Source organism: Bacillus sp. FSL K6-3459, assembly GCF_038003305.1.
GTDB classification, from domain to species: Bacteria; Bacillota; Bacilli; order Bacillales; family Bacillaceae; genus Bacillus; species Bacillus pumilus_O.
This window is the reverse complement of record NZ_JBBOOW010000001.1, coordinates 3496937-3521669: the sequence shown is the minus strand read 5'-3', so window position 1 is coordinate 3521669 and position 24733 is coordinate 3496937. Positions and strand designations below refer to the sequence as shown.

24 protein-coding genes and 1 riboswitch are annotated in these 24733 nt (G+C 41.8%); of the genes, 15 read left to right on the top strand and 9 right to left on the bottom strand.

The window, feature by feature from the left end; all coding sequences use genetic code 11:
• The first annotated feature begins 238 nt into the window (after positions 1–238).
• Positions 239–2146: a beta-glucoside-specific PTS transporter subunit IIABC gene (locus tag MHI35_RS17980; RefSeq protein WP_335349527.1), complete on the top strand. Its 1908-nt coding sequence runs from the start codon at positions 239–241 to the stop codon at positions 2144–2146.
• Positions 2118–3536, top strand: a complete 1419-nt coding sequence (locus MHI35_RS17975) for a glycoside hydrolase family 1 protein (RefSeq protein WP_335349528.1) — start codon at positions 2118–2120, stop codon at positions 3534–3536. The genes MHI35_RS17980 and MHI35_RS17975 overlap by 29 nt, the downstream gene beginning before the upstream one ends.
• 54 nt (positions 3537–3590) lie before the next feature.
• On the opposite strand, the gene MHI35_RS17970 is transcribed toward MHI35_RS17975, so the two are convergent.
• The 5 genes from MHI35_RS17970 to MHI35_RS17950 form a co-directional block, all read right to left on the bottom strand.
• Entirely contained in the window at positions 3591–4715 is a 1125-nt protein-coding gene (locus tag MHI35_RS17970) for a 5-methyltetrahydropteroyltriglutamate--homocysteine S-methyltransferase (protein ID WP_335349529.1), read from the bottom strand.
• Positions 4716–4802: 87 nt separating this feature from the next.
• Positions 4803–4915, bottom strand: a riboswitch (SAM riboswitch).
• Between the two features lie 80 nt (positions 4916–4995).
• A complete protein-coding gene (locus MHI35_RS17965) occupies positions 4996–6315 on the bottom strand; it encodes a gluconate:H+ symporter (RefSeq protein WP_088002647.1) in 1320 nt (439 codons plus the stop codon).
• 51 nt (positions 6316–6366) lie between these two features.
• Positions 6367–7788, bottom strand: a complete 1422-nt coding sequence (locus MHI35_RS17960) for a four-carbon acid sugar kinase family protein (RefSeq protein WP_335349530.1) — start codon at positions 7786–7788, stop codon at positions 6367–6369.
• 7 nt (positions 7789–7795) lie between these two features.
• The gene (gene garR / locus MHI35_RS17955; RefSeq protein ID WP_144519955.1) at positions 7796–8689 is read right to left on the bottom strand and encodes a 2-hydroxy-3-oxopropionate reductase; all 894 of its coding nucleotides are present in this window, start codon (positions 8687–8689) and stop codon (positions 7796–7798) included.
• A gap of 198 nt (positions 8690–8887) precedes the next feature.
• On the bottom strand, positions 8888–9745 hold the full coding sequence (locus MHI35_RS17950; RefSeq protein ID WP_186325007.1) for a MurR/RpiR family transcriptional regulator: 858 nt from the start codon (positions 9743–9745) through the stop codon (positions 8888–8890).
• Between the two features lie 161 nt (positions 9746–9906).
• Between MHI35_RS17950 and MHI35_RS17945 the strand changes: the two genes are divergently transcribed.
• A complete protein-coding gene (locus MHI35_RS17945) occupies positions 9907–10584 on the top strand; it encodes a DUF3298 and DUF4163 domain-containing protein (protein WP_041816056.1) in 678 nt (225 codons plus the stop codon).
• 84 nt (positions 10585–10668) lie between these two features.
• Here the strand turns inward: MHI35_RS17945 and MHI35_RS17940 are convergent, their stop codons facing one another.
• Positions 10669–10848 (bottom strand): hypothetical protein, encoded by a 180-nt coding sequence (locus tag MHI35_RS17940; RefSeq protein WP_041816054.1) that lies wholly within the window; start codon positions 10846–10848, stop codon positions 10669–10671.
• Positions 10849–11136: 288 nt separating this feature from the next.
• The gene (gene pepT / locus MHI35_RS17935; RefSeq protein ID WP_335349531.1) at positions 11137–12369 is read right to left on the bottom strand and encodes a peptidase T; all 1233 of its coding nucleotides are present in this window, start codon (positions 12367–12369) and stop codon (positions 11137–11139) included.
• Between the two features lie 226 nt (positions 12370–12595).
• Here pepT and MHI35_RS17930 point away from each other — a divergent pair, with 226 nt between their 5' ends.
• The 5 genes from MHI35_RS17930 (at position 12596) to MHI35_RS17910 (ending at position 16006) form a co-directional block, all read left to right on the top strand.
• A complete protein-coding gene (locus MHI35_RS17930) occupies positions 12596–12919 on the top strand; it encodes a WXG100 family type VII secretion target (RefSeq protein ID WP_144519967.1) in 324 nt (107 codons plus the stop codon).
• Positions 12920–12923: 4 nt separating this feature from the next.
• The gene (locus MHI35_RS17925) at positions 12924–14120 is read left to right on the top strand and encodes a DUF6861 domain-containing protein (RefSeq protein WP_119125732.1); all 1197 of its coding nucleotides are present in this window, start codon (positions 12924–12926) and stop codon (positions 14118–14120) included.
• Between the two features lie 12 nt (positions 14121–14132).
• Positions 14133–14891, top strand: a complete 759-nt coding sequence (locus MHI35_RS17920) for a hypothetical protein (RefSeq protein WP_335349532.1) — start codon at positions 14133–14135, stop codon at positions 14889–14891.
• A 21-nt stretch (positions 14892–14912) separates the two neighbouring features.
• Positions 14913–15440, top strand: coding sequence for a YfjD family protein (locus tag MHI35_RS17915; RefSeq protein ID WP_144519975.1), 528 nt, complete (start codon positions 14913–14915; stop codon positions 15438–15440).
• Positions 15441–15538: 98 nt separating this feature from the next.
• Positions 15539–16006, top strand: coding sequence for a helix-turn-helix domain-containing protein (locus MHI35_RS17910; protein WP_211062709.1), 468 nt, complete (start codon positions 15539–15541; stop codon positions 16004–16006).
• Positions 16007–16063: 57 nt separating this feature from the next.
• Here MHI35_RS17910 and MHI35_RS17905 read toward each other — a convergent pair whose 3' ends face one another.
• Positions 16064–16411 carry a helix-turn-helix domain-containing protein gene (locus MHI35_RS17905; RefSeq protein WP_003214932.1) on the bottom strand — a complete coding sequence of 116 codons (348 nt, stop codon included), beginning with the start codon at positions 16409–16411 and terminating at the stop codon, positions 16064–16066.
• Positions 16412–16618: 207 nt separating this feature from the next.
• Here MHI35_RS17905 and MHI35_RS17900 point away from each other — a divergent pair, with 207 nt between their 5' ends.
• The 6 genes from MHI35_RS17900 to MHI35_RS17875 all read left to right on the top strand — a co-directional run bounded on the left by MHI35_RS17900 (position 16619) and on the right by MHI35_RS17875 (position 22337).
• Positions 16619–17608, top strand: a complete 990-nt coding sequence (locus tag MHI35_RS17900; protein ID WP_144519981.1) for an asparaginase — start codon at positions 16619–16621, stop codon at positions 17606–17608.
• A gap of 28 nt (positions 17609–17636) precedes the next feature.
• Positions 17637–19058, top strand: a complete 1422-nt coding sequence (aspA, locus tag MHI35_RS17895) for an aspartate ammonia-lyase (protein ID WP_144519984.1) — start codon at positions 17637–17639, stop codon at positions 19056–19058.
• Positions 19059–19202: 144 nt separating this feature from the next.
• Entirely contained in the window at positions 19203–20609 is a 1407-nt protein-coding gene (gene nhaC / locus MHI35_RS17890; RefSeq protein WP_211062708.1) for a Na+/H+ antiporter NhaC, read from the top strand.
• A 297-nt stretch (positions 20610–20906) separates the two neighbouring features.
• On the top strand, positions 20907–21332 hold the full coding sequence (locus MHI35_RS17885) for a YwqH-like family protein (protein WP_050944558.1): 426 nt from the start codon (positions 20907–20909) through the stop codon (positions 21330–21332).
• 33 nt (positions 21333–21365) lie between these two features.
• A complete protein-coding gene (locus MHI35_RS17880) occupies positions 21366–21629 on the top strand; it encodes a YwqI/YxiC family protein (protein ID WP_335349533.1) in 264 nt (87 codons plus the stop codon).
• 282 nt (positions 21630–21911) lie between these two features.
• A complete protein-coding gene (locus MHI35_RS17875; RefSeq protein WP_335349534.1) occupies positions 21912–22337 on the top strand; it encodes a YwqH-like family protein in 426 nt (141 codons plus the stop codon).
• Positions 22338–22382: 45 nt separating this feature from the next.
• On the opposite strand, the gene MHI35_RS17870 is transcribed toward MHI35_RS17875, so the two are convergent.
• Positions 22383–22598, bottom strand: coding sequence for a hypothetical protein (locus MHI35_RS17870; protein WP_335349535.1), 216 nt, complete (start codon positions 22596–22598; stop codon positions 22383–22385).
• A 135-nt stretch (positions 22599–22733) separates the two neighbouring features.
• Between MHI35_RS17870 and MHI35_RS17865 the strand changes: the two genes are divergently transcribed.
• Positions 22734–24692: a BglG family transcription antiterminator gene (locus MHI35_RS17865; protein WP_335349536.1), complete on the top strand. Its 1959-nt coding sequence runs from the start codon at positions 22734–22736 to the stop codon at positions 24690–24692.
• The last annotated feature ends 41 nt before the right edge of the window (positions 24693–24733 follow it).

Genomic DNA, 24733 nt, shown 5'->3' with positions numbered 1-24733 from the left:
GGTCAAGCAGGCAAAACCTAAATCATTGTCCCTATCTTTGATAAGGCGTGATTTAGGTTTTTTTGTATCCAAAGACTTATAAAAATTAAATAACGATCAATCGCTATGAAGGGTTGTTACTGGTTAAGCAGGCAAAACCTAAATATCGATTAATGTCTGAATCGCTATTTTTCGGACATTAATGGATGTTTAGGTTTTTTCTATATCATGATTTAATCAACGATTGGAGGGTAATACAATGAACCACAAACAAACAGCAAAAGAAGTTCTAGAGCTTGTCGGCGGTGAAAAGAATGTTAAGCAAGTCACGCATTGTATGACAAGACTTCGCTTCAACTTATACGATGAAAGCAAAGCGGATAAAGAGAAGCTGCAATCAACAGATGGTGTCATGGGTGTGAATCAAAGCGGGGGTCAATATCATGTCATTATCGGCAATGATGTTTCGAATGTCTATCAAGCGATGATTGCTGACTCAGGCCTGTCAACAGATGTAAAGTCAGGCGGTACAGAAGAAGCAACAAAACAAAATGTGATATCTAAGCTTTTCGATTTTATCTCTGGTGTCTTCACTCCGATTCTTCCAGCCATTGCGGGAGCCGGGATGATCAAAGGGATCTTGGCACTCATGCTTACGTTCCAGTGGATTTCAGATAAAAGCAGCACATATGCCATTTTAACAGCTATCGGAGACGGAGCCTTTTACTTCTTACCGATTCTACTTGCTGTAAGCGTAGCCAAAAAAATTGGCACAAATCAGTATATCGCCGCTGCCATTGCTGCAGCCGCACTGCACCCGCAGTTAACAGCTTTACTAGGTGCAGGAAATACAGAATTTCTAGGCTTACCAGTGGTTGCCGTTGTGTACTCTTCATCGGTCATTCCGATTCTACTTACCATCTGGCTCGGCTCATATGTTGAAAAATTCGCAGAAAAGTATAGTCCGAAATCATTAAAGATCATCCTTGTTCCAACGGTCACACTTCTTGTCGTAGTACCAATTATGCTGATCGCGGTAGGACCGCTTGGTGGGATTATCGGAAATGGTCTTTCAGGTGGAATTGATTTATTGTTCAAACATGCAGGCATTTTGGCAGGATTCTTGATCGGCGGCTTCATGTCACCATTGATCATTACGGGTATGCATTATGCACTACTTCCAATCATGATCAACAACATTACGTTAAACGGTTTTGACTTCATTCTTCCAATGATGTTTGTAGCGAATATGGCACAAGCAGGCGCAGCATTTGGTGTCTTCTTAAGATCAAAAAACAAAACATTCAAATCATTGGCGATGTCTACAAGTATCACTGCATTAATGGGTATTACTGAACCTGCTATGTATGGTGTGAACATGCGATTGAAAAAACCGTTCCTTGCAGCCCTCATTGGTGCAGCAGCAGGCGGCGTGTTCATGTCGATCTTTAAAGTAAAATCATATGTGATATCTGGATCAGCAGGTCTCCCAGGTCTTCCAACATTCATTGGCCCAACATTTGTCTACTCGATCATTGGATTGGTCATCGGTTTTGTTGTAGCGACTATCATGACACTTGTCCTAGGATTCAAAGATGTACCAGTGAAAGATGATACAAAAGCAGACAAACCAGAAGAAAAGAAAGACACAGTACCACTTCAAAATGAAGTAGTACAAAGCCCACTTGAAGGTCAATTAAAGCCGCTAAATCAAGTAAATGATGCAACATTCTCTAATGAAATCATGGGTAAAGGTACAGCCATTGTCCCAACAGTTGGACGTGTAGTAGCACCATTCAACGGCAAGGTTGAAACCATTTTTCAAACGAAACATGCTATTGGCTTAAAGAGTGACCATGGCACTGAGCTTCTCATCCATGTTGGAATTGATACAGTGAAGCTCGGCGGAAAACATTTCACAAGTCATGTAGAGTCAGGTGATCTTGTTCAAGCAGGAGATGTGCTCGTTGAATTTGATATCGAGGGCATTCAGCAAGAAGGCTATGATGTCACCACACCAATTATTGTGACCAACACAAACGATTTTGCACAAGTTGATGCGAAAACAGAAGGCACGATTTCAGTACAAGAGACACTGCTTACAGTCAGTGTAGAAGAAAATGAGGAGGGCATTCAACATGAACAAGTTAGAAAAAACATTTCCTAAAGGTTTCTTATGGGGCGGCGCTGTTGCGGGCAACCAAATTGAAGGTGCTTATAATAAAGATGGAAAAGGCCTATCGACAGCAGATGTATCACCGCACGGGATTATGCATCCATTCGATGAATCAATGAAAGACTTAAACTTATATCATGATGCGATTGACTTCTATCATCGCTATAAAGAAGATATTGCACTCTTTTCAGAAATGGGATTCAAATGCTTCAGACTCTCTATTTCTTGGCCACGTATTTTCCCAAATGGCGACGATGCAGAACCAAATGAAGCAGGCCTTGCTTTTTATGACAAAGTATTCGATGAACTGCATAAGCATGGAATTGAACCAGTTGTCACAATTTCTCATTATGAAATGCCTCTTGCACTTGTGAAAAACTACGGCGGTTGGAGAAACCGTAAGCTTGTCGATCTTTATGAAACATACGCGAAAACGTTGTTTACTCGCTATAAAGACAAAGTGAAATATTGGATGACCTTTAATGAAATCAACGTCGTGTTACATGCGCCTTTCACTGGCGGCGGACTTGTATTTGAAGAGGGTGATGACGAGAAAAGCATTCAATATCAAGCAGCGCATCACCAATTTGTTGCAAGTGCTTTAGCTGTCAAAGCAGGCCACGACATCATTCCTGATGCGAAAATCGGCTGTATGATTGCAGCGATGACAACTTATCCGTACAGCTCAAGACCAGAAGATATGTTTGCTGCAATGGATCAGGATCGTAAAACATTGTTCTTCTCAGACGTACAGGCAAGAGGCTACTACCCAGGTTACATGAAACGATACTTCCAAGAAAATGGAATTCATATTGAGATCCAAGATGGTGATGAAGATATCCTAAGAAACCATACAGTCGACTATATTGGCTTCAGCTATTACATGAGCTTTGTGACAAGTACAGATCCAGAGGTTCTTGGAAAAGTGACTGGTGGCAACCTATTTGAAGGCGTGAAAAACCCTTATCTAGAAGCAAGTGATTGGGGATGGCAAATTGATCCAAAAGGACTTCGTACAACACTAAACCAACTATATGACCGCTACCAAAAACCATTGTTTATCGTAGAAAATGGATTGGGAGCTGTCGATCAAGTAGAAGAAGACGGGTCCATTCAAGACGATTACCGAATTGATTACCTCAGAAGCCATTTGCTAGAGGCGAGAGAAGCCATTGCAGACGGAGTAGACTTGATGGGTTATACAAGCTGGGGCCCAATTGACCTTGTTAGTGCATCGACAGCTGAAATGAAAAAGCGCTACGGCTTCATTTATGTCGATCGTGATAACGAAGGAAAAGGTACATTAGATAGAAAGAAAAAGAAAAGCTTCGATTGGTATAAACAAGTGATTGCGACAAATGGTGATCATTTAGATGCATAAAAGAAAAAAGACAAACCGTTCATACTGCGGTTTGTCTTTTTTTCGTCAAGGGGACTATGAAGTCCACACTTGATCCGCAATCTCAATCACATGACGAAGCTTTTCCCATTGCTCCTCTTCTGTTAACAGATTGCCTTCCTCCGTTGAGGCGAACCCGCACTGTGGACTCAAGCAAATCTGGTTAATGTCGACGTATTGAGCTGCTTCCTCGATCCGTTTTTGAATCTGTTCAGCCGGCTCAAGCTCACCGTATTTTGAAGTGACAAGGCCTAGTACGATTTGGAGGTTTGGGTTCTTCACATAGCGAAGGGGTTCAAAACCGCCAGAACGATCGTCGTCGAATTCTAAAAAGAGACCATCTAGATCTAAGCCGGCAAAAATCGTCTCTGCCGCTGCTTCATAACCGCCTTCAGCTGCCCACGTCGATTTAAAGTTCCCACGGCAAATGTGCATAGTGATCACCAAGTCCTCTGGACGATCGGCAACTGCTTCATTGATTGTTTTCGCAAATGACTCACGCAGTTCATCCTCTTCTCGGCCAAAGGCTTTGATTTGTTCATGCCCTTTTTCAGAAAAGAACACGGCCCATGCTGTATCATCCAGCTGTAGATAACGACAGCCTGCATCATAAAAGGCACGGATGGCTTTTTTATATGCCTGTGCCACATCATGGTGGAATGCCTCTAGGCTGTCGTATACTCCTTCTTCAAGCTTTCCACGGAAAAAGAGCATATTCGGACTTGGAATCGTCATTTTAGCGGTATGATCACCAGCGATGCTGTGAAGGAATCGATAATCTTCCAGCATTGGATGATCTGTAAAATCGATCTTGCCCGTTACTTTGATTCCTCGCGCCTTTGTCGTCGTATTGTGGAATTGAATACCTTGATTTGCTTCAAATCCTTCGACTCCATCTAATCCCTCAAGAAAGTCAAAATGCCACCAAGCACGTCTGAACTCTCCATCTGTGACAACCTCTAATCCAATTTCCTTTTGTTTCTCCACAATGCGAGTGATTTCTTCGTTTTCAATTTGTCGGAGTTGCTCTGCTGTCAGTGTACCGTCTGCTTTTTGCTTGCGTGCTTGCTTGATACGTTCTGAACGAAGTAAACTGCCTACTTGATCTGCGCGGAATGGCGGTTTCGTTGTTTTCTTTCCAATGGTTTGTACTTGTGTCATACTGAATCCCTTCTTTCTACAGGTTAAAAATCAAATAAAAAAGCTCTTCCTTGGATAAGGAAGAGCATCATATACTGAGAGAACTCTGCCTTATCTTCAAACAAGCATCTGCTTGCTTAAGGAATTAGCACCATTCTGTTCCGAGGAACAGCGGTTGCCGGGTTTCACAGGGCCAGTCCCTCCACCACTCTTAATAAGGTTACCTTTGATTCAATTTTCTTAATAAACATAATTATTCAACTTTTTCGAGAGAAAGTCAATGGTTTTTACAGTTAATTTTCTATATGAACAAATCAGCGACGAGAACCCCCGCTAGTCCGACAAGTGAAAGAACGGTCACCATCAATGTCCACGTTTTAAAGGTTTGGGCCATGGACAGGTTAAAGTATTCTTTATAAATCCAGAAACCCGCATCATTCACGTGAGAGAACGTAATGCTGCCGGCACCTGTTGCGATCACCATTAACTCTGGGCTCACACCTGTGAGTCCAATCAAAGGAGCAGAAATGCCAGCCGCTGTGAGTCCGGCGACAGTGGCTGACCCTAAAGATACACGAAGGACTGCAGCAATCAACCAGGTGAGAAGCAGTGGCGAAAGTGTGCTTCCTTGCATGATTCCTGCAATGTATTGATCAACACCGCTATCAATGAGCACCTGTTTAAAGGCGCCGCCACCTGCAATAATTAATAAAATCATCGCAATAGAACCGATAGAATCTGTGATTGATTTCATCACATCCTGCATGCTCTTTCCTCTGCCAAGTCCAAACGTGTAGATAGCAAGAAGAACGGAGATTAACAGTGCAATCGCCGGCTCGCCTAAAAACTCAGCGGTTGGCAGTAATGGGGAGGACGGGAAGAAAATTTCTAAAACTGCTCTGAATGTCATGAGCAATACAGGCAAAACAGCGGTGAAGATGCTAATGCCGAAGCTTGGCATCTCTTCTTCTGTAAATTCCTTTGGATTAAATAAGTTCATTGGAATATGTGCGTGTAACTGATCTTTTTTAAATAATTTTGTAAAGAGAAGTCCGCCTACTAAAACAGCAGGAATCGCTAAAATAATCCCAACTAATAAGGTTTGTCCCATGTTTGCTTGAAAGACATTTGCAATGGCAGTCGGCCCTGGGTGAGGAGGGAGGAAGCCATGTGTGGTGATGAGTGCAGCGACGAGCGGCATACCCACATAAAGCACAGGAAGTCTTGCAGCTTGAGCGATCGTAAAGACTAGTGGAATTAAGATAATGAATCCGGTTTCATAAAATAGAGCAATTCCGATCACAAACCCAGTCAGCATCGTTGCCCATTGAATCTTTCCAATACCGAATCGATCAATGAGTGTCATCGCAATACGCTGAGCTCCGCCAGAATCAGCCATCAATTTACCAAGCATCGCACCAAAACCGAGAACGAGTGCGAGATGCCCGAGCGTACTGCCGAGTCCTTTTTCGACGGAAGCAATCGCTTCAAGTGGTGACATTCCTTCTAAGACAGCGACAATTAAAGAAACAATAATCAAAGATATGAAAGCATTTAACTTAAAGACAACCATAAGTAAAAGCAATAATAAAACGCCAAGTCCGATAAACACTAACGACATGGTCTTTCCTCCTTTGTGGTGCATAAAGGAGTGTATAAACACCCCTATGCTTTATCCTTCAAGTATGTCTACAGCTTCTTTTAACGTATCTCTTGAACCAACATTTCCCGGGAAAATCACATAAGACATGAAAGGGAATTTACTATCTTCACCTGTTTGCCAAACGGGAATTCCTGGTTTGATCTGCCCTGCTACGGTTGCGCGTTTCACGTGAAGTCCTCTAGTTCCAATATCACTGGAGGTAATGCCACCTTTGGCAATGAGATACTTAGGGCGAATTGTGAGACGCTGGACAATGCTTGTCACAGCATCACTAATTTTTACAGAAAGCTTTAATTCTTCCTCCTGTCGATCATCCCCAAGATCAAGCCGTTCTCTTCTTGTATAAACAGCCACAGATTGACCAGATGCTAATAATTCTTCAGTTTGCTGAATCACACGGTCAATTTCTTGTTGAAATGCTTCAGGCTCCAGCACGAGGTGTGTATTGAATTCGATAAAAGCTACCTCTTTATTTTGTTGAAGCGCTTTTAATTGATCTGTTGTCTTCTTCACATGAGAACCAATCATAATGAGACCACCGTGTGGGCTTTGTTCTTGTATCAAGTCATGTCTTGTTAATAAGGCACGATCCCCTATACCGCCAAGAACTTTTGTAAGTGCCGCTGCACTTCTGAACATAAGTTGCTTACCTGCTTGAATGGCTTCTATGAGAGCAGTGACAAAGACTTTGACATCGTCATAGTCCACAGCGTTTACAACCACTTTTTTAAAATCAGTCACACTCAAGAGCTGATTTTTTATTTGATTCATTCGTAAAGCCCGTAGATCATCTAACGAAATGTAAGTGGTGTTCTCTTTCGTGAAAGATCCGTCTGACTTTTCTTCAATCCATTCTCCGAGATGAGATGACTGAAAGCCGAATGTGCGATCTTGTGCAAATTCTGTGTTACCAGCAGGAATTAATTCTTGTCCTTCTTGGACGTAATGAATATTGTTGATCGTCAAGCGTCCACCTTCTTGGAAAAAAGGAAGAAGGATTTCTCCATCGAATTGGCGGGAGCTTTGCTGTTCAATCGTGGTTCTGAGTACTTCTGTTTCCAGCGGGAAGTGTCCACGAAGAGTGGAATCTCCTCGGCTGACAATGATGAAATCCTGATCAAGCCGTTCCGCTACCTTTACAATTGTTGAAGCAATTGTTTCGTGTACAGCGGTCGTTTCCTTCTCAGTCATACTGCGAGAATTGGTCAAAATAAAAAACATGCGGCTGTCTTCAAGAAAACCAGCTTCGATGCTTTCTTCTGACCAATCGGTGAAGACAGGGACGCCATGTACGGTTTGAATTCCTGTTGGGTCATCATCTAATACAATGACTTTATGATGAAAGCTGTTCAATGCTTGTTTGTATGCTGCTTGAATGATTTTTGAATCCGCTTTCGGAAGAGCATTCAGTATGTCAGTGCTTTTCTTCATAACCATCTCATCCTTTCTTCACTTCGACATGAGCCATTTTTTCGTAATATTGAACGATGCCGCCATGGTCAAGCCCAGATTTTCCGTCGGCTTTGAGCGCGTGGAAGATTTCGAGCAGCTGGCTAGAAAGAGGGAGAGGAACGCCGATATCGTGAGCCGTTTCCATCACATTGGTTAAATCCTTTAAGTTGATGTCGATGCGTCCGCCTGGTTCAAAGTTACGTTCTAAGATGAGAGGGACCTTTGCATCGAGAACGGCACTTCCTGCCAGCCCACCGCGAATAGCTTCATACATTTTGTCAATGGCAATACCCGATTTAGCAGCAAGAACGAGCGCCTCGGACATAGCGGCAATATTTAAGTTGACGATGATTTGATTGGCGAGCTTCGCTGTTGTTCCGCTCCCATTTGTACCAACTAATACAACCTCTGTGCCCATCGCAAGCAGGACATCCTTCACTTGCTCAAAGATGGCTTCTTCGCCGCCAGCCATGATGGCAAGTGTTCCGTCTATTGCCTTCGGTTCTCCGCCGCTAACAGGTGCGTCGATAAATTCCACCTGATGCTGTTTTGTAAGAGCAGCTAAAGCTCTAGAAGTAACAGGAGAAATTGAGCTCATATCTACGACAATCGTGCCAGGTTTAGCTGTAGTTAAAATGCCATGATCCCCTGACACAACAGCTTCTACATGCTCTCCTTTAGGAAGCATTGTGATAATGATATCGCTTTCAGAAGCGGCATCAGCTGCTGAAACAGCACCTTTTGCTCCGGCTTCTTGTAACGCTTGAATTGCTTCCTCATTTAGATCGAAAACAGTCACAGTATGACCGGCTTTTAATAGATTGAGTGCCATAGGCCTTCCCATAATACCTAATCCAATGAATCCAATTTTCTTTGTCACATTGAACGCCTCCTATATAGAAAGCCCTTACAAAGAGCGCTTTCTTTTTCATTTGTTAGTATATATACTATCTATAATATTTTATAGTAGGAAATAAACTATTGTTCATTTAATGTACATGACGTGATAGGAACGTGTCAACGGAAAATATGAGAAAAGTCACAAAAAAAGACCGGAATCAGCTCCGGCCTTTTGCGTTCATGTTTTATTTTTAGCTACTGCTAATCGAGATCTTTTCACATTTTCAATGGCATTTGATCCTAGTTCTAAAACAGCGGCAACGTATAAAACATCAATGATCACAAGCTGGTTAATACGGGAGATCATGGAGTCAGATCGATAGGTTGTTTCCCTAGAAGAACTGAGCAGATGAAAGTCAGATCGCTTTGCGAGTTCTGATTTCGGATAACTGGTGATAGAGGCAATTTTTGCTCCTTTTTCTTTAGCAAATTGCACGGCATCAAGAATTTCTCTACTCTCTCCTGAATGGGAGATCGCAACGATAAAATCGTGTTCCGTGGCGTGAGTTGCAATCATGTTCATCATATGGGGATCACTGCATAGACTCACTTCATAACCAAGTTGGAGGAACTTATGATAAGCATCCCCGGCAATAAAGCTGGACGCACCGGCTCCAAAGAAGACGGTTTTATGTGCCTGATTCATTTGTTCAATAAATTGCGTGACGGCATGGTCTTCTAGTATATGTTTCATATCTTGAATAGAGTTTGTTGTTAACTCTATAACCTTATGTTTAATGTCAGCTACACTATCGGATGCCTCGATCTCACCGTATATGGATTGGGGTGTATTGGTTGCTATATCCTGTGCGACATGGACACGAAACACTTGATATGATTCATAACCAATTTTCCGTAGAAACCGAAAGATCGTCGTTTCACTTGTATTGCATTCAGCAGCGAGTGCACTAATAGAATGAAGCACAACCTTCTGAGGGTTTTCTAAAATGTAATTGGCAATCTTTTTCTGGGTCGGAGACAAACTATGAAACGTTGTTCGAATGTGACTAAAAATATTTTCTTCTATGATAAACACCACACTTCATCTAGCATTCTACATTAAGCATACAGGAACTTATGAAAACGGTAAACAAACCCGAAGTGGAAAAAGGAAGAATAATATGGAAATACTGCTTCTTTTGGTTCTTTTGTCATGGTATACTCAATTGGTAATAGACAAAAATGGGGGTTTTTACTATGACAATGAAAAAAGGCCTAACAATCAGTCTGCTCATTTTTTCACTGATTGTTTCGTTGTTTGCGCCAGTTGGATCTGCGGATGCCAAACAAGCAAAAAAAGCGAAAGTAAGCACACACTATTATAAAAAGAAAAAAACGTTTAAATATGCACAGGTGAAAAACTTAAGTAAGGCGCATATGAAAACCATCAATCGTGATTTAAAAGAAGACATCGCGTTCTCTTATTCTACTTACTTATACTTAAAGGACGAAGCGAAAAAGGATGGCTTTGGGAAGATCACGTACGAAAGATCGTTTAAAACAAAATTTAACAATGGGAAGAAGCTCAGTATCTTAAACTATGACTATATGAATGATGGTGGAATGCACGGCGATACGATGGTTTCCAGCATGAACTATGTGCTAACGAAGAAAAAGACAAAGCAAGTGTTCTTGACAGACGTTGTGAAAACAAAGAAAAAGCGCACGAAAGTAAGAGATTATATTTATAACTACACAAAGAAACATAAAAGCAAATTCTATGCGAACCTGAAAAAAAGAGACATTGAAATCAACTACAACACGCAGTATTACTTCACGAAAAAGGGAATTGCTGTTGTCTTCCAGCCATACGAGATTTCACCTTACTATGTAGGAATTCCGGTGATTCAAGTTCCTGCGAAGGTATATAAATAAAAAAGAAAAACGACCACTGCATTTGGTCGTTTTTTGCTATTTACTCAATCAAAAAGAGCCCCTGATGAGGCTCTTTTTTTAGATTTATACTTGTTTAGGTGCCTCGTTTAGTGGGTGACGGCGTTTTCCGTTGTAGTGGCGGCGCATACGAAAGATTTCAAACTCCGAAAGCTCTGCGCTTTTTCGTTTTGGTGTGCGGTTATCTTTTTTGAAAGAGAATAGTAAGTAGCAGCAAAGTGAAGCGATAATCAATAAAATCATCATATGACATTCCTCCAATTCATCCTATTCTTTAAGTGTAGACAGGGTGAGTGATGTTTATAACTGAAAATAAGCAGCAGAATCGGTTTAGTTCTTAAGGTTTAGGTGATCTGCTAATTTGGGTCTAAAATACTGGTTGTTTTTAACTATTATATTTCCAGTTATTGCACTCGTCAAGAAGAATTTTTCTGGGGTTGTCTCTATTAGTACGAATAAGTGTCATGAAAGTTTCAGAAAATTGTAAACTTTTATTAAAAAACCGTTCCCGAACAGGAACGGTTGTAAACATATCTATGCTTTTTCTTCAAATAAACGCGCGATTTCAACGATGACTTCAGTTGCTTTCACCATGTTCTCGACAGAAATAAATTCATATTTACCGTGGAAGTTTTCACCGCCAGTAAAGATGTTTGGCGTTGGAAGACCTTTATATGAAAGCTGAGATCCATCTGTACCGCCGCGGATCGGTTCGATCACAGGTGTCACTGAGCGGTTTTCCATTGCTTCATGGGCAATATCCACAATGTGTTTCACCGGCTCAATTTTTTCTCTCATATTATAATATTGATCTTGAATTTTGAGATTGATGCTGTTTTCTCCGTAAATGGCTTTTAAGTCATTTGCTATTTTTTCAAATAGTGCTTTACGATCGTTAAATTTGTCTTTATCAAAATCACGAATAATATATTGCAGCTCTGCTTCTTCGACTTCTCCTACAAACTTCGTGAGATGGAAAAATCCTTCGTAGCCTTCTGTGTATTCCGGCGATTCATCAGATGGAAGCTTGTTGTGGAAGAGCATCCCAATCTTCGCAGCGCTGACCATTTTGTCCTTTGCTGTCCCAGGGTGGACATTGTTTCCTTTAATGGATACTTTCGCACCAGCAGCGTTAAAGCTTTCATATTGCAGCTCCCCGAGTGGTCCTCCGTCAATTGTATACGCATAGGAAGCGCCAAAGGCTTCAACATCAAATTTGTGTGGCCCCCTGCCAATCTCTTCATCTGGTGTAAAGGCGACGCGAATTTTGCCATGCTTGATTTCTGGATGCTCAATTAAGTACTGCATAGCGGTCATAATTTCTGCGATACCTGCTTTGTTATCCGCACCAAGTAAGGTTGTGCCATCTGTTGTGATTAGCGTATGTCCTTGATACTTTTGTAAATTTGGAAACTGTGTTGGAGATAAAACGATATGTAGATCTTCATTTAAGGTGATGTCGCCGCCTTGATAGTTTTCATGAAGCTGTGGTTTCACATTTTTTCCGGTGAAGTCAGTCGCTGTGTCGATGTGAGCCAGGAAGCCAATAGTCGGCACGTCTTTGTCTGTGTTAGACGGGATTGTTCCCATGACATAGCCGTTTTCATCCATTGTTACTTCTTGAATCCCGATGGATTTCATTTCGTCAACTAGCTGTCTCGCTAAATTCAACTGTCCTTCAGTCGATGGGCAACTTTCCTTATCTGCATCCGACTGCGTATCTACCTTCACATAACTTGTGAATCGCTGAATCATTTCTTCTTTCATGTATACATCACTCCTTTTGTAGAATACGTTCATTTTATCACGTCTTGAATGCGCTTCATAACAAGAAAGGCTTTCTCTGGCAATTAGAGAGGAAAAAGACCTACTTTCATTTTGTGATGTGTTGAATGGTTCTTTAGGGTGATTTTTTTGGGTGTCTTTTTATTTATAATGAGGACATATAAAATCATCCATTTGTACGTTAAATTGGGAGAAAGGGGTGCGAAAGTTGGATTCTAGTCAAACGCTGGCACTCGCTCAAAAGTTTCAGGAAGCAGCTGAGGAGATTCGGCAGTCAAAGCAGCTTCTGGAGAATCGGCTCAAGGCAGTAGGATCAGGCTGGCAGGGAGAAGCAAGGAATAAATTTGATCAAAGCTTTGAAGACACAACGGCACGCTATGATCAATTCGAAAAGGACTTGCTTGAAACAAGTCAGGAACTGCGCGATGCAGCGGTCAAAATCGAGGAACGGAAAGCTGAAATAGCCAGAATGGAAGAGCTTGAGCGAAAGAGACGAGAAGAACGGAGAGAAAGAAACCGAGAAGGGAGATGATGTGATGGCACGTGACATAGTGGTTGATCCAGATCAGCTGACAGGGCTGGCGAATGATGTTGTAGGCGAACTTTCTGCCATTGAAACGAAGCATCGCGATTTACATAGTGAACTGGATGGTCTCATTTTAGGCTGTGATCCTCGGTATAGAAGCTGTTTTTCAGGCGTCGGGGATGCATGGGGAGCAGGACAAGCATTGATCAGTAAATTGAGCAGTGATGATATTGCGATTCGTCATGCAAAAGATAAAATGGTCGAAGCAGATGATATTTTACGGAAATTGTACAGTATTTATGATCAATATGGTACACTCACGAGCTTAGCTGGTATTGTCATGATGCAGGCGAAATACTACGGGCTTGGGATGACGACCTTCATTAAAGAAAATGGCCGTTATGCAGCGCAGCATTCAAAGCTACTGCTTGATCTGACGAGCCGGGTAGAAGGAACGAGATTTGACCGACTAGCAAGGATTTGGCTAAGCAATAAAGAATTATTAAAACGATCAAATTGGTCGATGGCTGATTTGGTCCATAAGAAATTCACAAAATTTTATCCTGACGATACAGTTGCATTTACGAATAGTGTCCGTGATTTTACAAAAGGAAGTATCAATTGGAAGGACACGGCTGCGATCAAGTCTGTTTTGAAAAATGGATCAAGATTTGCCAAAGGAAATGCCATCATTGCAACAGTTGTCACTGGTGCAACGGAAACGGTCGGCTGTGGTTTGAAAATTGCAGAGAACTATGCAGAATTCGGTGATCAGCCAGAAGTCCTGAAGCGTGAAAATGCGAAGGCTGTTGGAAATGCAGTGAACAATACGGTCTTTATCGCTGGTGGGTCTGTCGCAGGTGCCGTTGTCGGAGGAGCTCTTGGAAGCTTTGCAGGACCGATTGGAACTGTCGTTGGAGGAGCTATTGGTTCCGCAGTCGGTGGATTTATAGGAGAAAAAGTTGCCAAGCTGACATCAGGCTTTGCTGAGCAGGTTGCAGTGAAATTAAAGGACCCAATACATGCAGTCGTGGATAAAGGGAAACAAGCATTCGAGCTGGCGGGTCAAGGTGTGAAAGCAGTCAATGACACCATCGATCAGGCAAATCAGGTGATACATAAGGGGATAGAAAAAACAAAAGAAACCGCAGATTCGCTCATAAAAGGTGCAGGCGATTTCTTTAAGGGTGCATTTTCTTTTGGATAAGGAGAGATCAAGTTGGAGCAGCTAAGTCTAAGTATTGAGGAACTCATCTTTAGTTTTTACAGTGAAGGCTATTTTGAACAGGGCATGTCCTTAAAGGAAGCCTATTACCCTGATGTAGAGGATGAGCGCCTAGGGTTTTTATTTGAAATTGCGTGCCGCTCTTTGCTCGCAAAAGGTGTACTTGAATTTCAAAACAGACAATATCGTTATAAAGCGGAATACCGTCATTTCATTCAGGCGATGAATGATGCGTCTCACACCATCAAGGCGTCTCGATTTGGGGATGAAGATGAAGAAATCAGTACCTCCTTTCACACGACACAGATGGGCATATATGCGCATCATACGCTGTATGATCAACAAGTCCATCAAATTCAAAAACTGAAGGATGACCAGCAGGCAGAGGAGCAAATGACTGCCTTTTTCAACATACAAATGAGTGATCATCCTGAATCTGTCATGACCCTGCAAGCAGAGGAATTTGAAAAGCTATTAGAGCAAGCAAGTGAGGCGAAAAATGAGTGGCCTTCCTTCCTTCAACGAGCAGAGAACGAAGAACTCGTGCAGGCGTTTGTTTCGGATGTACAGACGAGAAAAGGAAAGATGGACTCCCTAATGAAGGTCGTCTATGACAAAAATAATACGCCTGATGTGGAATCTATGTTATTTGTTATTCCAGGTGAGAAACAGTCGTGGCTTGTGTCGGGAATAACAGAAAGTGAATTTCGCGTGGAGACGGCTCATAGAGACGGATTACGTTCTATATTCTAATGGAGAAAAGGAGAATGACGCTTGAATCCAAGTGAAGTAATAGAAGTGAGAAGCAGGACCTTTTTAAGGGTATGGGCATTCTTAGCAACAGGCGGCTTTGGTATCATCGGAATTTGGTTGTTTTCAGAAGCTCTTACATTTGAATCGAATTATACATTGTTTTTATTTTTAGGCGGACTATTAGGTATGGTCTATGGCTTGATCTCTTTTTTGATGATTCTGCCAGCTTTTACGAAGAGGGGAAATGTGATTTTTCGCATTCAGCGCGGAAAAAATGGTGCTGTGCTGCATCGAGAGCGGACGATCCCTTTTCGAGACATTCAATCCATTGATATGCGCAGGCATCGGTACAGTGTAAGAGGATTTCTCTTCATGGATGTGCTCATTCGGAAAATAGATGGGAAATTGATCAAGATTCCTGCGTACAGTATTTTAGATGAAGAAGTATTCGAGCAAACCGTCAAACAAGAGATCTATCCATATTTAAATCAGGCAGCCCAAGAGAACTGGAGACATCAGCATGGTCAGGTCGAAGAACAGATCAACTAGGTAGTGTTTTCTAATATCCTAAAGGATGAGGCGCCACTTTTTCGGAAAAATCGTGTATGATGTCAGTAAAGACTGAAGACTCGGAGAGGTGATGAGAGATGGATAAAGAGATGGTAATCGACCTCGTCACAGAACAAATGGCACGAATTCGAAAAGAAAAGAATTATACGCAGGACCGCATGTCTGAGGTACTTGGTCTATCGAAACGGCATCTGCAGCAGGTGGAAAAAAACAGGCTGCGCCTCAATTGGACGCAAACTGCGGCCGTATGTGCATTATTCAGGGATAGTGACATTTTAAAAGGGACACTTGGGGATGATCCGCTTGAGATTCTGGAAGTCGTGGCACATGATGAATTGCATCTATCGGTGGAACGTACAATCGGCGGAAAGGTTTGGTGGCGGACGTCTATCAAAAAAGGCACATTTCGTCTTCAGCAAAATGTGCTGAGTCAGCATTACCGCATTTTAGATGATGAGAATTATCGCTATTATAGTTCGTTTAATAAAGAAGAAGCGAAGCGGCGCTTAGAGGAACTAAGTCAACTGTCTTCTCCTTATTCATAAGTAGCTGAAAAAAGAAAGAGAGGCACCCGATTGATAGGGGGCCTCTCTTTTCTGTGTTTATACTTTTAGGGTATTTTTCGCCCGAATAAAGGCAACAAGCTGTTTGATTTCTTCATCATTTAGGGGAACGCCGTCTACAAGAATGGTTCCTTCTTTTGCTTCCGTCAGTTCAATTTTGATATCAGAGATTTTACGTTGTATCTCTGGCTCGTCCGTTCTACCAAGTAAAAAATCAATGGACGTATCATACAAATCAGCCAGGCGCTTCACTGCTTCAAGCGAAGGTCGTCGGTACCCAGATTCGTAACCGGCATAGGTGCTTTTGGCGATACCTAGGCGATCTGCCGTATGCTGGAGAGACCATTTTTTCTTTTTTCTAAGAGTGGTTAAACGATCGAGTATCATTACATGAACGCTCCTTTATATACAACAACAGTATATCATATTTTGTGATAGAATGTACGCGTTATGCGTAATAATTTCTTGATTAATTCGCGTTATGTGACTATAATGGCAATGAAGGTACGCGTAAAGCGTATATTATAGAATAGCACAAGCTGGCTTATAATATGTGTGACAAACGAAGTAATTTTACTGAAAGAGGTGGACCTGTTGAAGAAATTATTGCTTTTAACCACTGGTGGGACGATTGCATCTGTAGAGAGTGAAAATGGTTTGGCTCCAGGTGTTAAAGCTGAGGACCTTTTAAGCTATTTAAACGAAATTAATGCAGATTACACAATGGACACAAAGTCCCTAATGAGTATAGATAGTACAAATATGCAACCTGAATACTGGGTGGATATCGCAACAGCCATTTATGAAAATTATGATCAATATGACGGCTTTGTCGTCACTCATGGAACCGATACAATGGCTTATACATCAGCAGCTCTATCTTATATGCTGCAAAATCCGGATAAGCCGATCGTGATTACAGGTTCACAAATTCCGATTACGTTTAAGAAAACAGATGCGAAGAAAAACATCACCGATGCCATTCGCTTTGCATGTGATGGCGTAGGCGGTGTGTATGTTGTCTTTGACGGCAGAGTCATTCAAGGAACACGCGCAATCAAACTAAGAACGAAAAGCTACGATGCATTTGAAAGTATTAACTATCCATATATTGCATCGATTGAAAACCATCAAATTGAATACAATAGCAAAGTAAAAAGATCGTCAATGAAACCGCTTAAATTAGATGCATCCTTAAACACTGACGTTTGTCTCTTGAAATTGCACCCAGGTCTAAAGCCTGAGTTCTTAGATGCAATCAAAGGTATATACAAAGGAGTCGTCATCGAAAGCTACGGCAGCGGCGGAATTCCTTTCGAAGGAAGAAACCTTTTGGAGAAAATCAACGAATTGCTCGAAGAAGGCATTTCTGTTGTCATCACAACTCAGTGTCTTGAAGAAGGAGAAGACATGAGCGTGTATGAAGTAGGACGCAAAATCAATCAAGAACTAGTGGCACGTTCACGAAACATGAACACAGAAGCCATCGTGCCGAAACTCATGTGGGCATTAGGTAAAACAACAGACCCAAGAGAAGTGAAAAAGATTATGGAAACGCCGATCGCAGAAGATTTAGTGATTTAACTATTCTATAGAAAGCAGGTCATATCAGATGGTTCAAGCAACTTATCGCTATGAGAAGGATTTTCTTGGAGAAAAAGAAATTCCGGCAGACGTGTATTATGGGGTTCAAACCCTTCGTGCAAAAGAAAACTTCCCGATTACGGGATATCGCATGCACGAGGAACTGATTAGAGCCTTTGCCATCGTGAAAAAAGCAGCAGCTCAAGCCAATATGGAAGTTGGACGTTTATATGAAGGAATTGGAAATGCCATCGTACAAGCCTCTGATGAAGTCATTGAAGGAAAGCTGCATGAGTACTTTATTGTAGACCCAATTCAAGGCGGCGCAGGGACGTCGATGAATATGAATGCCAATGAAGTGATTGGAAACAGAGCGCTAGAAATCATGGGACATCAAAAGGGTGATTACATCCATTTAAGCCCAAACACACATGTAAACATGTCACAATCAACGAATGACTCGTTTCCAACTGCTATCCATATTGCTGTATTAAAGCAATTAGACATTCTGCTTGAGACAATGCAAACGATGCAGGACGTATTCCAAAAGAAAGCGAAAGAATTTGATCATGTGATCAAAATGGGACGTACGCACCTGCAGGATGCTGTTCCAATTCGTTTAGGACAGGAATTTGAGGCTTACAGCCGCGTGCTCAGCCGTGATATTAAGCGGATCAACCAATCAAAGCAGCATTTATATGAAGTCAATATGGGTGCAACAGCAGTTGGGACAGGCCTAAACGCAGATCCTCGTTATATTGAGATCGTCGTGAAAAAGTTAGCTGATATTTCTGGTCTTCCGCTTGTAGGCGCAGAGCATCTTGTGGATGCAACGCAAAATACAGATGCTTACACAGAAGTGTCTGCTGCATTAAAAGTATGCATGATGAACATGTCTAAGATTGCCAATGACCTTCGCCTAATGGCTTCTGGTCCACGTGCAGGTCTTGCTGAAATTGCATTGCCAGCTCGTCAGCCAGGATCATCCATTATGCCTGGGAAAGTCAATCCAGTCATGGCAGAGCTCATTAACCAAATCGCATTTCAGGTCATTGGGAATGACCACACCATCTGTCTTGCCTCTGAAGCAGGTCAGCTTGAGTTAAATGTGATGGAGCCTGTTTTGGTCTTTAACTTGCTTCAATCTATTAGTATAATGAATAACGGCTTCCGTTCATTCACAGATCATTGCTTAGTGGACATTGAAGCAAATGAAAAACGTTTGAAAGAATATGTTGAAAAAAGTGCAGGCGTCATCACTGCCGTGAACCCTCACTTAGGCTATGAAGCAGCGGCTAGAATCGCTAGGGAAGCCATTTTAACAGGACAATCGATCAGAGATCTTTGCTTGCAAAATGATGTGTTAACAGAAGAAGAACTTGATATTATTTTGAATCCATTCGAGATGACAAAGCCTGGCATTGCGGGTGCAGAGCTCCTAGAGCGATAATAATATCAAAAATTTTATTTTATTAATATGTAGAATTGCCTGTGAAATAGAGAAAAACAGGCAATTCACTTTCTTTCGAATTGACGCACTTTTTTCACAATATTTTGAAAACGCTTAACGCACGCACAAAGGGAGGAAACAACATTGAAATCGGTTCGCTTGCCATCTATGGTAGAGATCATCGCTGTACTAGGTTTATTTTTGGCGATTGTCTTATCATTTACTATTTATTTTAACTTAGATATTCAATTGGCTTTATTTATTTCATGGTTTCTAGCTATTGGGCTGGGTCTTCATTTGGGACACGCTTATAAGGATTTACAAAGTGCTATTACAAAGGGGATTTCAAATGGATTAGAAGCCGTTTTGATTTTACTTGCTGTAGGTGCTCTAATTGGAACGTGGATCGCTGGCGGGGTCGTACCGACACTGATCTATTATGGACTTGAATTTATTCATCCAAATATCTTCTTATTGGCAACACTCATTATTTGTGCGATTATGTCTGTCGCTACAGGTACATCATGGGGAACAGTTGGTACTGCTGGTATTGCTATGATTGCCATTGGTGAAGGCTTAGGAATTCCGTTACCAATCGTTGCAGGTGCCGTATTGTCAGGTGCTTATTTTGGGGACAAGCTTTCTCCACTGTCAGATAGTACAGTTCTCGCTTCGTCCTTATCAAAGGTTGAAGTTCTGGCTCATGTAAGAGCGATGATGGTTTTATCAATACCTGCTTTTGTTATTACAGCTATCATGTTTACGGTCACTGGTTTTATCTATGGAGGACGTAATATTGATCAAGAGAAGGTTGAATACTTAAAGAATGCGTTGCTTGATACATTCAACATTAATGTATGGATGCTTATTCCAGCTCTAATTGTTGTGGTTTTACTTGTAATGAAAAAGCCTGCTCTACCGGTTATTGCAATTGGTGCTTTGTTTGGGGCAATCTGGGCCTTTGCTTTTCAGGGTGCGAATCCTAGTGATGCAATCGGTGCAGCATACAATGGATTTTCAATTCAATCAGATGTAGACTTCTTGAATCAACTACTTAATCGTGGTGGAATGGTCAATATGCTTGGCTCTTTGGTAGTGATTATCCTTGGGCTTGGTTTTGGGGGAGTATTGGAACATCTGGGTGTATTGAAAGTCATTGTCTCAACCTTTGAGAAAAAGCTTCACAATGCGGGAAATGTTACTCTTTCCACTATTCTTGTTGCATTCTTTGCCAACGTTTTTGGATGTGCAATGTATGTATCAATTATCCTTACACCGAAAATTATGGAAAAGAGCTATGATAAATTAAAGTTAGACAGACGAGTTTTATCCAGAAACTCAGAGGTCGGTGGTACGCTGACGTCAGGAATGGTTCCTTGGTCAGATAACGGGATTTACATGGCGGGAATTCTAGGCGTGTCCACATTCTCTTATTTACCATTTATGTGGTTGAGCTTTGTTGCCATTGCTCTTGCTATTATTTACGGATATACAGGAAAATTCATCTGGTATGTGAAAGATCAACAGCAAAGTGAAGAATCAGCTTCATAAGCCGTCTACAAAAGTCGCTCCTCAACCGGGCGGCTTTTGTTTGTCCTAGGTCTGCATGACTATATGTGACATATAACAAAAAATCAGGATGTAAGACCCCCTATAAAAGAGGCCTTAAGGGGTAATGTGAAGCAGAATGAAAGCATATTTATCCCATAAAAAGGGCACAAATCCCTATTCAAACATGAGTCTTTGAACCTTATAATAACAATATTGGAAAAAGTGCTATTCACCTTACGCTCGTTTAGAGGATCTCTAAGCAGCGTTTTTATTTTTTGTCAGGAGGAGGAACCCTTAATGAGCTTATCGGATATGCTGTCTGCCCTAAACGGTGGCATTACAAGTAAAAAAGCAGAAATCGAAGAGAAAATCGCTCGACTGAAAAAGGCGAAAAGTAAGGTCGAACGTGAACAAGATGCGGCAGAGACAGACCTGAAGCAAATCAAACAGCCAAAGCTTGGGACCTCTTGGAAAGGTGAGCGAAGCCAGGATTTCAAATCAGAGCGGAATGAAGCACATGATGCGCTGCAAACGATTGTGAACGACAAGTACCCACGCTACGTGAGCCGCATTGAATTCAAAATTAGTACGTTAGAAGCTGAACAAGCAGCATTATCCTTTGCCAGTTCCTTAGCTGGAGACGCCGCACGTCTTGCTGAAAAAGGAGAAGACGCAGTAGAGGATGCCAAACGCTTGATCTCAAAAGCATGGAGTAGCTTATAAGCTTCATGCTGAACAAACTTGGAGGATATCACGATGGGACAAATTAAGTTAAACTACCAAACAGTTATGAATCAACTAGACGAAGTCTCCCAAGCAGTCGAAGCTTTAACGATGAAAAAAGCAGCAGATAAAGCAGGTGAAAACAGCCTTGAATTTGTGACCCAGTGGACGGCACGTGAGGCAGAGGTGAACGAAATGGTCTCAAGTTTTAAAGAAGCTTTAACCAAAAATGTTCGCGATACGCGCTCTAATGTGAAAACCTTAAAGGAACAAGATGAAGCGATTGCGGCAAAATAATAGCAATCATTTTTCTAATGGGTTTCATGGGATGATACGAAATATAGATCTAAGGACTCGTATATCATTCAGGATTTAAGACCTTGTATTATTCCGTTTTTCTTCCAAGTGCGTCACTAAAAGGACACCTTTTCCCTATTTAAGACTGAGGCTTTTCACCTTATACTATACTTAATGAAAGCAAAACGATAGAAATGTCAGGTTTGGAAAAATCAAGTGAGTCGATCGTTTCTAAGGCTCTGAAGCAGTGCTTTCGTATGAGGTCCGATAGAGGTGGATGACATGAGTTTATCCGAGATGCTACACCATCTGCATATGGGAATTGAAAACAGACGTGCAGAATTTGATGACATGATCTCTCGGTTAAAGACAGCCAAAAGCAATATTCGAACAGAACAAGATCTTGCGCAGTCAGACATAAAGGAAATCAAGAAGCCTGCTCTAGATTCGTCATGGAAAGGTGAGAGAGGAACCGACTTTCATCGCCACCGAAAAGACGCCTACCAAGTCATGCACGACATCGTGAACAATGAGTATGAAAAATATATCTCAGAAATTGATCAAAAAATCTTGCACTTTGAATTGAAAAAAATGGAGCTGGCTGTTGCCAGCAATTTTGCCGGAAGAGCCCAGGACGTGATGGAAAAGGGCGAGGATTTTGCGCTCGATGTTAAACATCTGATTGAACGGGGCTGGAAGGCTCTTTAAAATAATAAAAACAGCCATCTCATCAGCGAGCGGCTGTTTTTTTGTTTAGTCACATCCACCACCACTATCACCAGAATCTCCTCCCCCGCAGGAGGCATCAGAAGCGTGATGACTATAAGAATCAGTATAGGTACTTGTGGTTGAACTATGATGAGAAGAACGCTTAGCAGATGTACGTTGACCCTTTGGTGTGAACAGATGAGCAACGAATGCGCCTAAAGAAGCCAATATCATAATAACCACAAACATAAAAGAACCCATGATGTATCCCTCCTCTTGTTTTCTATTCATACGAATGAGCCATATCGTGGTTCCCGATTTGAAAGAAAAACTGGGCAAAGAGTTCTACTTTCGTTTATGATGATAGGCAAAGTAAATGCCAAGGGAGGAGAGCCTATGCTATCTCTACGTCAGGAGGAACTCCTGAAACGACTGATGCAAGCGGAACAAGAACTGACAAGTGAAGAAATTGCCCGCATGATTGGCGTCACGTCAAGAACCATCCGAACAGATATGAAAGCGCTTAAATCTATTTTAGCCGAACATGGAGCCGTACTTCATATCAAACGCGGGGCAGGGTATACATTGACCGTCGAGGATTATGGGTCTTTTCGTACATTTTTGAAAAAGTCATTGGGAGAAAAAAATGAAAAAAAAGAACAGGTTATTCCCAATCAGCCTGAAGACCGTGTAGCCTATCTTTTGAAAAGGCTGCTTCTATCAGAAGACTATATAAAGTTAGATGCGTTGGCAGAGGAATTGTTTGTGAGTGAATCAACAGTGAAAAATGATTTGAAAGCGGTCAGACATTTGTTTTCATTACATCGACTTTCTGTGTCACATCGTCCTAAATATGGACTGCGGCTGACAGGGGATGAAATGAAATTAAGATATTGTATGGCTGAGCATGTGTTTCAAAAAGCGCATGCGAACTCTGCGCTGTTACCTGAAGAAACGTATCAATTGATTCAGGATATCGTGCGTTCACGTACAAAAGCTAGCGGACTTTATCTGTCAGAGATCGGTTTAAGTAATTTGGTCACCCACATCGCCATTGCATGCAAGAGAATTGAAGAGAAAAAAATAGTCAAGATGCCAGAAACGGAATTGAAAGAGATTCAAGTGCAGCCTGTTTTCCAAGTAGCTCAACAAATGGCAGGAGATATCCGGCATGTTCTAGGAATTGATTTTCCATTATCTGAAATGGCGTATATTGCAATTCACTTGATGGGAGCGAAGATGATGGCTTACGGAGATGCGGGTCATACGCTATTTCACCTTCTAGAAGAAGACCATTTTCGCTTCATCCATCAACTGCTTGCTTATGTAGAGGAGCACATGTCACTTAATATTCAATTTGATAAAGAGTTAATCGTTGGGTTAAGTCTTCATTTACGTTCTGCTATTCATCGTTTTAGGTACGGTATGAACATTCGTAATCCTTATTTAACGGACATTAAAAGGCATTATCCCATTGCATTTGAAGCTGGCGTTTATATGGGGAGATGGCTGAAAGAAAAAGAGGGAATTGAGATTCATGAGGATGAGATTGGGTATTTGGCGCTTCATATTGGAGCTGCAATCGAGCGGACAAAATCACAGCATGTGAGAAAGAGATGCCTGATTGTGTGTGCGACGGGTGTCGCCAGCAGTCAGCTCCTTCTTCATAAACTGAAAGCAGCTTTTAGCGGAAGGATGGAAATCGCTGGTACTGCAAGTGTTGGGGAAATGTCTTCGTACGATTTGAGAAGCATTGATTTTATTATTAGTACCATTCCGCTTCAGAACACGTTGCCGGTGCCAGTAATTGATGTACATACGATTCTAAGTGACGATGATATTGTTCGGCTGAAACGGTTTGTGCAGGGCGCGCAGGATACAGGGTTTTTGCGATATGTGAGTCCGGCGCTGACATTTTTTCAGCAAGACCTTCAATCAAGGGAAGAGGTTCTGCAATTTTTCGTGAACGTGCTCAAGGAACAGGATCGTATCCCGGAAGAGTTTGAACAATTATTGCTGGAAAGAGAGCAAGTGTCACCGACATCGTTTGGTCATTTGGTTGCGATTCCTCATCCGATTAAGCCAGCAACAGATGACACGTTTTGTGCGATCTGTACGTTGAAAAAACCGGTGCTGTGGGGTGAAAATCGGGTACAAGTCGTTTGTTTGTTGAGCATCCAGAAGACGTATCAAAAAGAATTACAGTCACTTTATCAATTTCTTGTACGGCTGACAGAGCGCAAGGAAGTGGTAGATCAACTCATCAAGGCCGCTTCATTTGAGGAACTGACGGCGGCACTACAAGTATTGGAGCATCCGAATGAAAAAACGGGACACCCATTTCCGCATCTGTGAGGAAAAAGATTAGATGTTAATGAAAGCGCTTTTAAAATAAC